Source organism: Allobosea sp. 2RAB26, assembly GCF_052115465.1.
GTDB lineage: Bacteria > Pseudomonadota > Alphaproteobacteria > Rhizobiales > Beijerinckiaceae > Allobosea.
In genome coordinates this window covers 416,868-431,207 of record NZ_JBFRGS010000003.1, presented here as the reverse complement: position 1 = coordinate 431,207, position 14,340 = coordinate 416,868, and the positions used below count along the sequence as shown (strand labels likewise).

Sequence of the window (14,340 nt, the reverse complement as noted above, 5' to 3'; positions counted from 1 at the left end):
CAGCCCCTGGGAGGGCGCGCTTGACGGGTCAGCATGACGGCAGAATGACAGGTGGGCCTCGGTCAGGCGAGCCTAGTAGACGTCCGCCTGATAGCGCCCGCCCTTCTTCAGGGCGCCGACATAGGCGACCGCATCGTCGGCCGAGCGCCGGCCGTGTTCTGCCACGACATCGACCAGCGCACGCTCGACATCCTTGGCCATGCGCTTGGCGTCGCCGCAGATATAGAAATGCGCGCCCTGATCCAGCCAGGCAAAGAGCTCGGCCCCGCGCTCGCGCATGCGGTCCTGCACATAGATCTTTTCCCTACCGTCGCGCGACCAGGCGAGCGTCAGGCCGTGCAGGATGCCGTCCTGCTTCAACTCGTTCAGTTCCTCCTCGTAGAAGAAATCGCTGGCCCGGCGCTGATGGCCGAAGAAGAGCCAGTTCCTGCCCGGAGCCTTCGTCGCCCTGCGGTCACGCAGGAATGCACGGAAGGGAGCAATGCCGGTGCCGGGGCCAACCATGATCACCGGTATCTGCGGATCGGCTGGCAGGCTGAAGCCATGGGCGCGCTGGACATAGACCGGCACCCTGTCGCCGGGGCTGACGCGCTCGGCGAGATAGGTCGAGGCGACGCCCCAGCGCGGCCGGTTGCCGATCGCATAGCGCACCGTGTCGACCGTCAGCGAAATGCGTCCCGGCGTGTCGTTGCAGGAAGACGAGATCGAATAGAGCCGCGGCTGCAGGCCATCGAGAGCCTCGACGAAGGCTTCCGGCGAAAGCCGGGCCCTGGCGAATTTGTGCAGGGTGCCGAGCACGTCGAGCCGATCGAGATCGCCATCTGGATCCTCGCCCGCAGCCAGGCGCTTTGCCGTCTGGCGTGTCTCGCCGCCGGTGACGTAGGAAATCAGCTGGAACAGCGCATCCGGCGCGGGCCCGAGCGCGACATCGGCGATCAGCGCCTCGCGCAGGGGCTTGCCGCCGATATCGGCGTCCGGCCGTGCGCCCAGGAGCCCGATCACGGCATCGACAAGACGCGGGTCATTGCCGGGGATGATGCCGAAGGCGTCGCCGACCACGTAGTCGAGCCCGCTTTCGGTCAGGTCGAACTCGACATGATAGGTCTCCTTCTCCGAACCCTCGCCGTTGAGCTTGCGGCGCGAGAGGAAGGTGGCGAAGGCCGGGGTCTCGCGCGAGCGGCCAACGGGGCCGGTCGGCGCCGCAGGGGCCGAGATTTCTGCCGGCATGCCGCCGGGCTCGCCGCCGGCCTTTTCCGTCAGTGTCTTGAGCATGCGCAAGGTGTCCTTGCCACCCGGCGCACACAGGTTGAGCCGCGGCTCCTTGCCTTCCGCGATCGCAGCCGAATAGGTCTCGCAGACATAGCCGCACTGGCCGCAATCCTGCTGGGCCATCGCCGCGAAGAGCTTGCGCGGCAGCGGCTTGCCCTCGGCCAGCTTCATGCGTTCGATGATCTCCATGGCCGGGTCATGCCATGGGGCGCCGTCATCCTCCGCTCCACCGCCCATCATGGCGGCATTCTCGGCACTGGAGAGCGCCGTCACCCCGGCATTGTCGAGCGAGAGCAGACCGGCGAAGAAGCCGTTCAGCCAGGAGCGCTGCTCCTCGCTGAAAGGCGCGGTCTCCGGCAGGACCTGAACGAGCGGATTGCGCGCCTGCACGGTCATGCGGCGTCTCCCGTGGCGGCGACCAGTTCCCTGAGCATTGCGACCTCGTGGCGGCGGGCGAAGGCGACGAAGCTCTCGTCCGGCGAGGCTCGGTGCGTCTGCCAGGTCCTCAGGATCCGTTCGACCAGCGCAGGCACATCCTCGGCACGCACATTCGTCTGGAAATCGCGCGCCATGCCGCCCTCGACGCCATAACCGCCGCCGACGAGAAGGTTGTATCCGGGCACGGTGTCGCCCTCTTCGTTGATGGGCACCTTGGCGCCGATCAGGCCGAGATCGCCGATATAGTGCTGGGCACAGGAATGGTGGCAGCCCGTCAGGTGGATATTGACCGGAGTCTCCAGCGTCAGGCGCTGGTCGCAATGGTCGGCGATGGCGAGCGCGTCCTCCTTGGTGTGGGCAGCGGCGAACTTGCAGCCGGTCGCACCGGTGCAGGCAATCAGCCCGGCGCGGAGCACGGAGGTCTCGGCCGAGAGGCCGATCGCCTGAAGGTTGGCGAGGACGTCATCGACCCCGCCATCCGGCACGCCGGAAATCAGCAGGTTCTGCCAGACCGTCAGGCGGATATCGCCATCGCCGCATTGCTGCGAGATGGCGGCAAGGACACGCATCTGAGCGGTCGTGAGCCTGCCGACCGGCAATGCCACGCCGATCCAGTTCAGGCCGGGCTGGGCCTGGGCATGCACGCCGATATGAGCAAGGCGGTCATAGACCGGGCGTGGCTTCACGAAGCCAGTCTCGACGCGGATCAAGGTGCGGCCGAGCTTTTCCTCAACGGAGGCAAGGAACCTGTCGAAGCCCCAGGCATCGAGCACATATTTCAACCTGGCCTTGGCGCGGTTGGTGCGGTCGCCATTGGCGATGAAGACGCGCACGATCGCGTCGGCCACTGCAACGGCATCGGACGGCGCGACAATGATCCCGGTGTCACGGGCGAGATCGTGGTGGCCGGTGATGCCGCCGAGCGCAAGCCTGTACCAGATGCCGGGCTCGACCGGCCGGCCCGCGCAGGACGCGCCCTCCCCGACCTCGATGGCCTGGAAGCCGATATCGTTGGTGTCCTCCAGCGTCGCGACCGAGCCGGCACCGTCGAAGGCGACGTTGAACTTGCGCGGCAGGCCGTAGAGCGAGCGGTCGTTGAGAATGTGATGGTGCCAGGCGCGGGCATGGGGCCGGGTGTCGAGCAGTTCGCGCGGATCGATGCCAGCCGTCGCCGAGCCGGTGACGTTGCGGATATTGTCGGCGCCGGAGCCCTTGGCGGTGAGGCCGAGCTCGGCGAGGCCTTCGAGCAGGAGCGGGGCGTTCTCGGCCGAAATCTCGCGAATCTGGAGATTGGCGCGGGTGGTGACATGGCTGTAGCCACCGCCATGGCGCTCGGCCAGATCGGCGACGCCCCCGAGCTGCCAGGCCTTGAGGATGCCGTTTGGGATCCGCAGACGGCACATATAGCTGTTCTGTGCGGGCGCCACGTAGAACAGACCGTGATAGCGCCAGCGGAAATTATCCTCCGGCCTGGGATAGCTGCCCGAGGACGCCTGTTCCTTGAAGCGGGCATAGGCATCGAAGGGGTGCTCCGCCTGTTTCCACTTCTCCTGATCGACCAGCTTGCCTCCGCCGGCGACCGTCCGCGCCTGGGCTTCCGCATGCTCCCTGTCAGGCCCGGATGGTGTTGCAGCACCGCCTTCCCCCGGGCCTCCGAGCGGACCGAGCCCACGCGCCACGCGCGCCGACTGCATGCCGCTCATGAAGCCTTCGAGATAGCGCTTCTGGTCCGGGGTGAAATCGTTGCTCATCGCCGCGCCCGAATCACGCCGCCTCGACGAAGCGATGGCGCTCGTAGAGGAATTTCAGGACCGCTTCGCGCGCCGCGATATAGGTGCGGTCAGAAACCAACTCGAGGCGCTTGCGCGGGCGCTCCAGCCTGACATTCAATACCTCGCCGATGCGGGCCGAGGGACCATTGGTCATCATCACGATGCGGTCGGAGAGCAGCACGGCCTCGTCGACGTCATGGGTGATCATGATCATGGTGTTGCCGAGCGCGGCATGGATCTGCATCACCGAATCCTGGAGATGCGCGCGCGTCAGCGCATCGAGCGCGCCAAAGGGCTCGTCGAGCAGCAGGATCTTAGGCTCCATGGCGAGGCCGCGAGCGATGCCGACGCGCTGCTTCATGCCCCCGGAGATCTCGGCCGGACGCTTGTCCCTGGCATGCCCCATCTGGACGAGGTCGAGGTTATGCATGATCCAGTCATGGCGCTCGGCCCGCGATTTCGCGCGCCGGAAGACCTTGTTCACGGCCAGCGCGACATTGTCGTAGACCGTGAGCCAGGGCAGCAGCGAGTGGTTCTGAAACACCACCGCCCGCTCCGGACCCGGATCATTGACCTCCTTGTTCTCAAGCAGCACAGCACCCGCGCTGACCGGCGTCAGACCGGCGATGATGTTGAGCAGGGTCGACTTGCCGCAGCCGGAATGACCGATGATCGAGACGAACTCGCCCTTGTCGATGACGAGATTGATGTCCTTCAACACCTCGGTCGTTGCCGCACCGCGGCGAAAGCTTTTGTCGACATGGTCGATCTTCAGGTAGGGCGTGCTCATGGCGCGTTGCTCCTCAGTTCACCGCTGTGCCGCGGGTGACGATCGCGCCGATGGAGGCGACCAGCCGGTCGAGGATGAAGCCGACCACGCCGATATAGACGAGCGCCACGATGATGTCGGAGAGGCGCGAGGAGTTCCACGCGTCCCAGATGAAGAAGCCGATGCCGACGCCGCCGGTCAGCATTTCGGCGGCGACGATGGCGAGCCATGACAGGCCGACGCCGATGCGAAGCCCGGTGAAGATGTAAGGCGCGGCAGAGGGCACCATGATCTTGAAGAAGAACTCGATCTGGTTCAGCCGCAGCACCTGCGCGACGTTGCGGTAATCCTGCGGGATGTTGCGGATGCCGACCGCGGTATTGATGATCACCGGCCAGATCGCGGTGATGAAGATCACGAAGATCGCGGAAGGCTGGCTGTCGCGGAAAGCCGCGAGCGAGAGCGGCAGCCAGGCCAGAGGCGGCACGGTGCGCAGGACCTGGAAGACGGGATCGAGCCCCCGCATCGCCCAGACCGACTGGCCGATCAGTGCCCCGACCAGGACGCCCACGACGGCCGCCAGGCCGAAGCCGATTGCGACACGCTGGAGCGAAACCAGGATGCGCCAACCGAGACCGATATCCTGGGTGCCGGCCCAGTAGAACGGTTCGGTGATCAGGTCTTTCGCCTCCTCCCAGATCTTGGTCGGTGGCGGCAGCGAGGATTGCGGCCCCGACGCGGCGATCTGCCAGAACAACAGGATCAGTGCGACCGTGACGAGTGGGGGCACGAGATTCTGCAGGATCGGCCTGAGCCAGGGTATGACGCGCTGCGCCACAGGCTTTGCCAGCACCGGCGGCAGGCTCACGACCTCCGCCTTTGCTGCCGGCAGGGCGACGACCTTCGCGTCAGTCGCATTCTTCAAGATAGCCTGCCCCATCCCGCTGCTCCTCTCCATGGCTTCCACAATCGTGACGCTCATGCCGCCGCCTCACGCTTCCTGTTGCCGGCGATGCGCCGGATCTCCGGCAGGCATGACCCGCAATTCGTGCCGGCCCGGAGCTCGCGGCCGATATCCTCGGCTGTGACGGCCGCGCCGCTCTCGAAGGCGGCGCGAATGGCGTTGAGCCCAACGCCGAAACAGGCACAGACGATCGGCCCGGCATCCGCTGCTCCGTCGAGCCTGCGCCCGGACAACAGGGCGAGCCGGCTTTGGGGCACGTAATCGGGATCGGCGAATACGAGCTTCACCGTGTCCCAGAGCGGAGCGCGATCGGCTGGGCCGGTGAACAGGGCCGCGACGAGCCTGCCATCGCGGGTCGCGGCGCAGCGATAGATGCCAGCCTTGCGGTCGAGCATCTCGACGAGTCCATCCTCCCCGAAAGCGGCGCGACAATGGGCCATCAGGTCCTCAGGCGTGGCATCGGTCGAAAACAGCCTGCCCTGCCCGCCCTCGATGGCCACCGCGGCCCACCAGCTCCCAGCCGGCAGCGCGACTGGATCGCGCGAGAGCATGAAGCCGCGCGCAGCGTAGCTGACGGGGGCAATCCGGCAGGGTGTCGCCTTCATTTCGGGCTGGCCGGAATAGGGGTCGCAGAGCGGCTGAACGGCCGCCCCGATGCGGGCATGGGATGCCGTCTCGGCCGACCAGTGGATCGGCGCGAAAAGCGAGCCTTCCCCGACGCCGGAATCGAGCGTGACCTTGAGGGTAATAGCGCTGTAGCTGGTCTCGATGCAGGCGAAGCCACCCTCGGCTAGGCCGTGGCGAACAGCGTCGGCCGGGTTCACGCAGACCGCGGGCTCGGCGATATGGGCGCTGAGCCTGGGGCTGAGCCCCGTGCGGGTCATCGTGTGCCAATGATCGCGGACACGGCCGGTATTGAGCAGGAACGGATAATCTTCGCTGACAGCCGAAGCCAGAGCAGGCGTGGCCAAAGGCTTCAGGCTGGCGCGACGATCCCTCGCGAAGAAGCCGCCCTCGGTGAACAGGCGTGCCGTGCCGCCCGGAGACCCCGCCGGAACCGGCCATTGCACGGGCAGAAGCGCGTCATAGGCGCGGCGATCGAGCGTGGCATGCGCGCCGATGTCGAAATCGCGGCTGCCTTCGTTCTCGAATGCCGAGAGCGCGGCATGCTCGGCATAGATCTCCGATGGGCCGGAATAGGCGAAAGCCTGCGCGAAGCCGAGTCGCCTGGCAATCTCGCAGATGATCCACCAATCGGGCCTGACGTCTCCCGGCAGCGGCAGGAAAGCCCGCTGGCGCGAAATGCGGCGCTCGGAATTGGTGACGGTGCCGTCCTTCTCACCCCAGGCGGCGGCAGGGAGAATGAAGCCGGGCTCGGCGCGCAGCGTGTCGTTCGAGAGCACGTTCTCGGAGATGATGAGGAGGTCGAGCGCCTTCATCGCCGAGAGCACCTGATCGGCCCGCGGCAGCGACACGGCAGGATTGGTCGCCATGACCCAGAGCGCCCTGATCCGCTTTTCCGCGACCGCATCGAGCATCGCGACCGCCTTCAGCCCTTCGTGGCGAGCCATGTGGGGCGCCTGCCAGAAGCGGCGGATGCGGTCGATCTCGGTCGGGGAGTAGCCCATATGGGCAGCCAGCATATTGGCGAGACCGCCGACCTCGCGCCCGCCCATGGCGTTGGGCTGCCCGGTCAGCGAGAACGGTCCGCAGCCCGGCTGGCCGATGCGGGCCGTTGCGAGATGGCAATGCAGGATCGCCGCGACCTTGTCGGTGCCCTGCGCCGACTGGTTGACGCCCTGGCTCCAGGCCGTGACCACGGCAGGCGTGCTCGCCCAGAGTTCGTAGAAGGCGGCGATGTCCGCGGGGGCAAGGCCGGTGCGGGCAGCAACCACCGCGAGATCGGGCGCAATCTCGCGTGCGTTCGCCAGGGTCTCGGCGAAGCCTGTCGTATGGCGGGCGAGATAGGGTGCGTCGGTGAGGCCATGATCGGCGAGGTGGACGAGCAGCCCGGCAAAGAGCGCGCTGTCCGAGCCCGGCCTCAGGGCCAGGACGAGATCGGAATCTTCGGCGGTTGCGGTGACGCGGGGGTCGATGACCACGACCTTCGCGCCGCGCTCAGCCCGGTTCCGCTGAATGCGACGGAACAGGACCGGATGACACCAGGCCGTGTTCGAGCCCACCAGCACGATCAGGTCGGCGCAGTCCAGGTCCTCATAGGAACCCGGCACCGTATCCGAGCCGAAGACGCGCCGCTGGCCAGCGACCGTCGAGGACATGCAGAGCCGCGAATTGGTGTCGACATGCGGCGAACCGATGAAGCCCTTCATCAGCTTGTTGGCGACGTAATAATCCTCGGTGAGGAGCTGGCCGGACAGGTAGAAGGCAATCGCATCGGGGCCGTGCTCGGCGACGATGCCCTTCAGGCCGGCCGCGACCGCATCAAGGGCGACCTCCCAGGAAACCCGGTCATAACCGCCTGCTGCGTTGCGCTTCAACGGGTGCAATATACGGCTGCCCAGCCCCAGAGTCTCGCCAAGGGCAGAGCCCTTCGAGCAGAGTCTGCCGCGGTTCGCCGGATGGTCCGGATCTCCGGCGATCGCCGCGCCGCCGCTGCCGTCCGGAGTCGCCAGGACGCCGCAACCGACCCCGCAATAGGGGCAGGTGGTGCGGATCGGGCCGGAAACGGCGAGCGGGGCGTCCTGGCGCATGGTCAGGCGGCCTCCCTGACGCAATAGGCTTCGCCAAAAGGCAGATCGGCGCGAATGGCGGAGATGTCCTGGCCGGAGCGGATCAGGCCGAGATAGAACAGCGCCCCGCTCGTCTCCCCGACGAGGATGCAGCCCGCGAGCCGGCCTTCGCGCAGCACGAATTTGCGATAGATCCCGGCGGCCCGGTCACGCAGCACGACGATCTCGTCATCCGCACCAGCCTCAAAATCGCCGGCGGAGAACACACCGACACCGCTGACCTTGAGATTGGTCGCTAGCAGCGAGCCGGCATAGCTCGCCTCCTTGCCGCTGAGATGCGCCGCCAGCACGCGGGCCTGCTCATAGGCGGGCTCGACCAGCCCATAGACCTGTCCGCGATGCTCGGCGCATTCGCCGATGGCGAAGATCGAGGTATCGGCGCTCGCCAGGCGATCATCAACGAGGATACCGCGATTGACCGTCAGGCCGGCAGCCTTGGCCAGCCCCGCATTCGGGCGCACGCCAATGGCGATGACCACGAGATCGGCTGGAACGATGGAACCGTCCGCAAGCTCGACGCCCTCCGCCTTGTCTTTGCCGACAAATCCCTTGGTCACGGCATTGAGGCGAACAGTGATGCCGCGCTTGCCCATGGCATCGGCGAGCAGCGCCGCGCCCTCCGCATCAAGCTGGCGCTCCATCAGACGGTCGACGAGATGCAGCAATGTCACCTTGCCGCCGGCCCGGGACAAGCCATAGGCCGCCTCCAGTCCGAGCAGCCCGCCGCCGATGACGACGATCGTTGCCCCGCGCCCGGCCTGGGCGCGCAAGGCCTCGACATCGGCCGTATCGCGGAACGTCGCAATACCCGGCAAGCCAATGCCGGGGAATGACGGCTTCAGCGGGCTCGAACCCGTGGCGAGCACGAGCCTGGCATAGGGCAGCCGAAGGCCGCCCTCGAGCGTCACCGACTTCGCGGCCCGGTCAATGCTGATGACCGCACGGCCGTAGAAGGTCGAGACGCCGCGCGCGCGCCACCAGTCCGCGGGCTTGAGCTCGATCTCGGGTGCGCCGATCTCGCCCGCCAGCAGCGGCGAAAGCAGCACGCGATTATAGGCGAGCCGCGGCTCGGCACCGATCACGGCGATGGAATAGCGGCCGAGTGCCCGCTGGCTGAGCTCGTCGACCAGCCGCGTCGCCGCCATTCCCTTGCCGACGATGACAAGCGGTTCGGCCATCGCCTCAGGCCACGCGCTTGATCTTGAGCGCCTTGAGGTAGTCGAGCGGCGCGGCCGGGTCGAATTTCGTGCCGTCGAAGAAGGTCTCGACGCCGCGGCTGTCGGCGGTCGGAGCACCTGGGACGCCGAGCGTCTTTGCCGCCTCGCGCCAGAGATCGGCGCGGTTGGTCTTGTCGACCAGGGCCTTGATATCGATCTTCGGGTCGAACTTGCCCCAACGGATATTCTCGGTGACGAACCAGGTGTCGAGGCTCTTCCAGGGATAGGATGTCGCGCCGCCCTCGCCCCAGAACTTCATGTAGAGATTGGTGCCCTTCACCTCGCGGCCATTGCCGTAATTGATGTCACCTTGCAGGCGCTTGTTGAGGTCGGCGACCGGGACGTTGAACCACTGCCGGCGGCCGACGATCTCGGAGAGTTCCTGGCGGTTCTCCATCTTCTCGCACCACATCTGGGCTTCCATGACGGCCATCAGGATGGCCTGGGTCGCCTTCGGATTGGCGTCGACCCAGTCGGCCCGCATGCCCAGGATCTTCTCGGGGTGCCTGAACCAGAGCTCGCCAGTGGTGAGCGCGCTGTAGCCGATGTTCTGGTTGACGAGTTGCTCGTTCCACGGCTCGCCGACGCAGAAGCAATCCATGGTGCCGACCTTCATGTTCGCGACCATCTGCGGCGGCGGGACGACAATGACCTTGATGTCGGTGTCGGGATCGATGCCGCCGGCGGCCAGCCAGTAGCGGATCCAGAGGTCGTGGGTGCCGCCGGGAAAGGTCATGGCGGCGGTAAGCTCCTTGCCGGCTGCCTTCTTCCGCTCGAAGGCCTGTTTCAGCGGCGAGGAATCCTTCTGGACGTTCAGGTCCCTGTATTCGTTGGAGACGGAGATCGCCTGCCCGTCCTCGTTGAGGTTGAGCAGCGTGTACATCGGCAGGGGCTGGCTGTTCTGCATCACCTTGCCGGTGGTATAGAGATGCGTCTTGGGGCGCAGGATATGGCCGCCATCGATGCCGTTCGCCTTGGCGCCGAGTGCCATGTTGTCGCGCGTCGCGCCCCAGGACGCCTGTTTGGCGATCTCCATATCGGGCACGCCGTGCTTGGCGTAGAAGCCCTTTTCCTTGGCGATGATCAGGGGCGCGGAGTCGGTCAGGGCGATATAGCCAAGCCGCGTGCCCTTGACCTCCGGTCCCGTCCCCTGCGCCATCGCGCCGGAGGGAAAGGCGAGCTTGATGGCGCTGGCAAGCGCTGCGGCGCCGGTGAGGTTCAGCATCTCGCGGCGGCTGGCGCCGGGTGCAAGCGACAAGGCCCTGCTCTGAACGGTCTTTGTCATCGATCGCCTCTCGCGTGAACGTGGTGGGTTCGCTGCCGCCGAAAACGAAAACGCCGCGCGAAAGCGCCCTTGCGGGCCTCCTTCGACAGCGGCGTTGCTGTGCGTTCCGGTTCGAACTTGTCGCGGGCAGCATTGGCCGCGTCACAACATCCAATACAAATGCCGTGCCAGCCGGCCGATCAGACCCAAGCCCTTGAATTATTTTAGTTTGATAGAGATCGGGACGTTGCTCCGGCCGCTTGCGTCTGCCGTTGTGCGGCGCACAAATCGAGCGCAACCGCACAAATATTGGGCGAGCCTAAAATTTCAGCGCGTCGACAGATCAAGGGAGGCAGGCCTGAAGACCGCCCGCGCCCTCTCGCTCATGCCGGGTTCCAAAACAAGCTGCCCAGCCCGAGCCATGGCGGCGAGCAGCCAGTCGGCATGGGCCGGTTGGGGACGCAGCGCCGTCTCGTCGAAGCGGATATAGGAGGCGACCCGCCGCACCGGACGCCCACCGCCCTGGGCGATCTCGCCGCGCAGGGTGGCCTCGATCAGATCGGCAGGCATGCCCAATCTCTCGGGTACGGCGAGAAGCTCCGCCAGGCGGGGCCAGTTCGCTGCCGCGCTGGCCCAGCGGCTCGCATCGACAAGCGCCGCATTCAGCCGCGACACCGCCTCGCCACGGCGTTCGACATCGTCTGCCCGCCAGGCCAGCGCCTTTTCCGGGCAATCGGCCTGCAGATCGACCCCACAATGCAGGATGGTGCCGACATCGGCAGCGACGGCCAGCGTATTCCAGGGTGCGCCGGCGCAAAAGCCGTCGACACGACCGCTGCGCAACGCCTCGACGGTTTGCACCGGAGGCACGATTTCGAAGCGAACATCCTGGCCGAGGCGGACGCCGCCTCGCGCCATCCAATCACACAGAAGATAGGTATGGCTGGAAAATCCGAAGACGGCAGCAAAGGTCAGAGGCGGCAGGCCTGAGGCCTTGCGCATCCCAATCAGCTTCGCGAGCGCGCGCGCCGAAACCGTGGGATCGGCCAGATCCCCCTCGGCGACCCGCGCCAGCTCCTCGAAGCGGCGCACCGAGACCGTTACCGCATTGCCATTCAGATTGAGCAGAAGCGGAGCCGCCATCGGCGCGGTGACACCACCGATGCCGAGCGTCGAGGCTATGGCCGCCGGCGCCAGCATATGGGCGGCATCGAGGAGGCGCACATGCAACCTGTCGCGCAGGTTGGACCAGGAGACGTCACGGACGAGTTCGAGGGCAAGTCCCCTGCCTTCCGCGAAGCCGGCATCAGCCGCCGCGACCAGCAGCGCGGCATCGACCAGAGGAAGAAAGCCGACGCGCAGGTGCAGGGTCATTTCAGCACCTCGGCTGCCGTGATGATGGAACGGGCAATTTCGACCAGCTTGCGCTTTTCGTTCATCGCTGTGCGGCGCATCAGGGCGTAGGCCTCCTCTTCGGGGAGTTCCTTGAGGCGCATGACGATGCCCTTGGCACGATCGATCAGCTTGCGGTCGTCGAGCTGCGATCGCACCTCGTCCAGTTCCTCGCGCAGCTTCCGGAAGGCGTTGAAGCGGCTGATGCAGGTCTGGAGAATGGGCTTGAGCCGCTCCTTCTTCAGCCCGTCGACGATATAGGCTGAGACGCCCGCCTCGACGGCAGCCTCGATCGAGGCCGCGTCCGACTGGTCGACGAACATGGTGATCGGCCGCTTCACGTGCTGGCTGACCAGGAACATGTCGGCCAGCGCATCACGGCTGGGATCCTCGAGATCGATCACGACCACATCGGGATCATGCGCCTCGATAGCAGCGACCAGCCCATGCGTCGCGTCCATTCGGACGAGGTCGGTGAAGCCCGCCTCGCGCAAGCCCTCGTCGATGATCGCAGCCCGGACCGGGCTGGCGTCGACGATCAGGATTTTCAACGCAGGTGTCATGGGCCACGACGCCTAACGCATTGAGGATAAGGCCCGCACTTAGCCCGACAGGATTGCGACACCTGCCAAAACGAGGCCGCTACCGGCGATGCGGGCAAACTGCGGCATCCGCGCGGCAAGCTGGCTCGCCACGCGCAAACCTACGCCATGCAGAGCAGATGTCGCGATCACAAAGCCGATCGCATAGCTCACACCGCTGGCATCCGCCGGTAGCTCGGCACCATGGGCAAAGCCGTGGAAGATCGCGAAGATCCCGCAGGCAAGGGCGCCGGCGGCGAGCGGCGGCGCGAGATTGAGTGCGATGGCAAGCCCGAGGATGACGACAGAAAAGGCGATACCGACCTCGGCGCCCGGAAGCTGTCCGCCGGACATCGTCCAGAGCCCGGCCAGCGCCATGGCCGAAACGAAGGCGACAGGGTAGGCGATGCGCGCCCTGCCACCGACGAGCCCGGCCCAGAGGCCGACCGCGATCATCGCCAGCACATGATCCAACCCGGTGAGCGGATGCTGCAGCCCGTGAACGAGACCATCGACGGAGCCCACTGCGGTATGGGCAAGGGCGGGTGCCGCCATCATCGTCACGAGCGACGCCAGGGCGCCCGTCAATCGCGTCAGCATGTTCTGCCTCCCCTATCCCGGGGCGATCGCCTTCAGGCCGCCCACGGTCTCGATGAAATCCACCACCGCATCGACGCCCTCGCCCTCCCGCGTATTGGTGAAGACGAAGGGTCGCTTGCCCCGCATGGTTCTTGAGTCCCGGTCCATCACAGCAAGATCCGCGCCAACATGCGGAGCGAGATCGGTCTTGTTGATGACGAGCAGGTCCGAGCGGGTGATGCCCGGGCCGCCCTTGCGCGGGATCTTCTCGCCGGCTGCGACATCGATCACGTAGATCGTCAGATCGGCGAGTTCGGGCGAGAAGGTCGCCGCCAGATTATCTCCGCCGGACTCGATCAGGATCAGGTCAAGCGCGGGAAATTTGCCGCGCATTTCCTCGACCGCGGCGAGGTTGATCGAACAATCCTCGCGGATGGCGGTATGCGGGCAGCCGCCGGTCTCGACGCCCATGATGCGCTCCTCGGGCAGAGCTCCTGCGACGGTCAGGAGACGCGCATCCTCCTTGGTGTAGATGTCATTGGTGATGGCGCAGAGATCGTAACGATCGCGCATGCGCTTGCAGAGCACCTCCATCAGGGCGGTCTTGCCGGAACCGACCGGGCCGCCGATGCCGACGCGCAAGGGGCCGTGGGGAGAGCGGATCATGAGCGGAACAGCCTCGAATACTGGGTTTCGTGGCGCAGGGACGCAAGGTCCGAGCGCAGCGCGCAGCCGCCGAGATCAGCGAGCGTCGCGGTTTCCGCGCGCGTGGCAGCCGCATGCAAGGACGGCACCAGCCCAGCCGTGATCCTCTGCCCGTCGGTCTGTCCGATGACGCCGAGCCTGACCGAGGCCGAAACCAGATTGGCGACGAAGGCGAGGCTGTAGGCCTCCAGAGCCGGGCGCAGCGGCACGTCATGGCCGCTGGCGGCGGACGCGACCGCAATGGGATAGGCGACGTCGCCCTCCCAGGCAGCGCGGAGCCGATCAAATGCCGCGCAGGGCCAGGCGGCGCGAACGGCCGCGACGAACGCATTGCCCTGCGTCACTGTTTCCAGCCGGCGCTCCGCGGAGTTCGCCAGCGCCAGGGCCAGCTCCGCCACCTCGCTCAGCGCCGCGCCGTCCTCAGCCCCGAGGGCGTTGTAGGCGCACGTGAACAGGACGAGGTCGTTATGGAGGGAGCCGTGGCCGACGAGCGCCTCGAGCCAATCGCGAAGCGTGTCGGCATTGGTGAGGTCGCCGGCCTCGAAGGCCCATTCCAGCCCATGCGAATAGGCAAAAGCGCCGACCGGGAAGGACGGCGAAAGCCAGACCATCAACGGCAGATGGGCGTGCGACATCAGCC

Annotated in this window: 12 protein-coding genes; all 12 read right to left on the bottom strand. The window is 66.3% G+C overall.

Annotated features, from left to right (window positions below):
- Positions 1–72: 72 nt before the first annotated feature.
- Positions 73–1,665 (bottom strand): sulfite reductase subunit alpha, encoded by a 1,593-nt coding sequence (locus AB4118_RS07690; RefSeq protein ID WP_441489172.1) that lies wholly within the window; start codon positions 1,663–1,665, stop codon positions 73–75.
- A complete protein-coding gene (locus tag AB4118_RS07685) occupies positions 1,662–3,458 on the bottom strand; it encodes a NirA family protein (protein ID WP_441489171.1) in 1,797 nt (598 codons plus the stop codon). Before AB4118_RS07685 ends, AB4118_RS07690 begins: the two co-directional genes overlap by 4 nt.
- Before the next feature lie 13 nt (positions 3,459–3,471).
- Entirely contained in the window at positions 3,472–4,269 is a 798-nt protein-coding gene (locus AB4118_RS07680) for an ABC transporter ATP-binding protein (RefSeq protein ID WP_441489170.1), read from the bottom strand.
- 13 nt (positions 4,270–4,282) lie between these two features.
- Positions 4,283–5,230 (bottom strand): nitrate ABC transporter permease, encoded by a 948-nt coding sequence (ntrB, locus tag AB4118_RS07675; protein ID WP_441489169.1) that lies wholly within the window; start codon positions 5,228–5,230, stop codon positions 4,283–4,285.
- A complete protein-coding gene (locus AB4118_RS07670; RefSeq protein WP_441489168.1) occupies positions 5,227–7,923 on the bottom strand; it encodes a molybdopterin-dependent oxidoreductase in 2,697 nt (898 codons plus the stop codon). Before AB4118_RS07670 ends, ntrB begins: the two co-directional genes overlap by 4 nt.
- Positions 7,924–7,925: 2 nt before the next feature.
- On the bottom strand, positions 7,926–9,140 hold the full coding sequence (locus AB4118_RS07665) for an NAD(P)/FAD-dependent oxidoreductase (protein WP_441489167.1): 1,215 nt from the start codon (positions 9,138–9,140) through the stop codon (positions 7,926–7,928).
- A 4-nt stretch (positions 9,141–9,144) separates the two neighbouring features.
- Positions 9,145–10,464 carry a CmpA/NrtA family ABC transporter substrate-binding protein gene (locus AB4118_RS07660; RefSeq protein WP_441489166.1) on the bottom strand — a complete coding sequence of 440 codons (1,320 nt, stop codon included), beginning with the start codon at positions 10,462–10,464 and terminating at the stop codon, positions 9,145–9,147.
- Positions 10,465–10,770: 306 nt separating this feature from the next.
- Positions 10,771–11,817 (bottom strand): CmpA/NrtA family ABC transporter substrate-binding protein, encoded by a 1,047-nt coding sequence (locus AB4118_RS07655; RefSeq protein WP_441489165.1) that lies wholly within the window; start codon positions 11,815–11,817, stop codon positions 10,771–10,773.
- Entirely contained in the window at positions 11,814–12,398 is a 585-nt protein-coding gene (locus AB4118_RS07650) for an ANTAR domain-containing response regulator (protein WP_441489164.1), read from the bottom strand. Before AB4118_RS07650 ends, AB4118_RS07655 begins: the two co-directional genes overlap by 4 nt.
- Before the next feature lie 39 nt (positions 12,399–12,437).
- The gene (locus AB4118_RS07645) at positions 12,438–13,016 is read right to left on the bottom strand and encodes a HupE/UreJ family protein (RefSeq protein WP_441489163.1); all 579 of its coding nucleotides are present in this window, start codon (positions 13,014–13,016) and stop codon (positions 12,438–12,440) included.
- 12 nt (positions 13,017–13,028) lie between these two features.
- A complete protein-coding gene (gene ureG, locus AB4118_RS07640) occupies positions 13,029–13,661 on the bottom strand; it encodes an urease accessory protein UreG (RefSeq protein ID WP_441489162.1) in 633 nt (210 codons plus the stop codon).
- A complete protein-coding gene (locus AB4118_RS07635) occupies positions 13,658–14,335 on the bottom strand; it encodes an urease accessory protein UreF (protein WP_441489161.1) in 678 nt (225 codons plus the stop codon). The genes ureG and AB4118_RS07635 overlap by 4 nt, the downstream gene beginning before the upstream one ends.
- Between the last annotated feature and the right edge of the window lie 5 nt (positions 14,336–14,340).

Coding starts and splice junctions, on each gene's coding strand:
- AB4118_RS07645 (WP_441489163.1), bottom strand. CDS start 13,016: ATGCTGACGCGATTGACGGGCGCCCTGGCGTCGCTCGTGACGATGATG.
- AB4118_RS07685 (WP_441489171.1), bottom strand. CDS start 3,458: ATGAGCAACGATTTCACCCCGGACCAGAAGCGCTATCTCGAAGGCTTC.
- AB4118_RS07690 (WP_441489172.1), bottom strand. CDS start 1,665: ATGACCGTGCAGGCGCGCAATCCGCTCGTTCAGGTCCTGCCGGAGACC.
- AB4118_RS07665 (WP_441489167.1), bottom strand. CDS start 9,140: ATGGCCGAACCGCTTGTCATCGTCGGCAAGGGAATGGCGGCGACGCGG.
- AB4118_RS07655 (WP_441489165.1), bottom strand. CDS start 11,817: ATGACCCTGCACCTGCGCGTCGGCTTTCTTCCTCTGGTCGATGCCGCG.
- AB4118_RS07670 (WP_441489168.1), bottom strand. CDS start 7,923: ATGCGCCAGGACGCCCCGCTCGCCGTTTCCGGCCCGATCCGCACCACC.
- AB4118_RS07635 (WP_441489161.1), bottom strand. CDS start 14,335: ATGTCGCACGCCCATCTGCCGTTGATGGTCTGGCTTTCGCCGTCCTTC.
- ureG (WP_441489162.1), bottom strand. CDS start 13,661: ATGATCCGCTCTCCCCACGGCCCCTTGCGCGTCGGCATCGGCGGCCCG.
- AB4118_RS07660 (WP_441489166.1), bottom strand. CDS start 10,464: ATGACAAAGACCGTTCAGAGCAGGGCCTTGTCGCTTGCACCCGGCGCC.
- ntrB (WP_441489169.1), bottom strand. CDS start 5,230: ATGAGCGTCACGATTGTGGAAGCCATGGAGAGGAGCAGCGGGATGGGG.
- AB4118_RS07680 (WP_441489170.1), bottom strand. CDS start 4,269: ATGAGCACGCCCTACCTGAAGATCGACCATGTCGACAAAAGCTTTCGC.
- AB4118_RS07650 (WP_441489164.1), bottom strand. CDS start 12,398: ATGACACCTGCGTTGAAAATCCTGATCGTCGACGCCAGCCCGGTCCGG.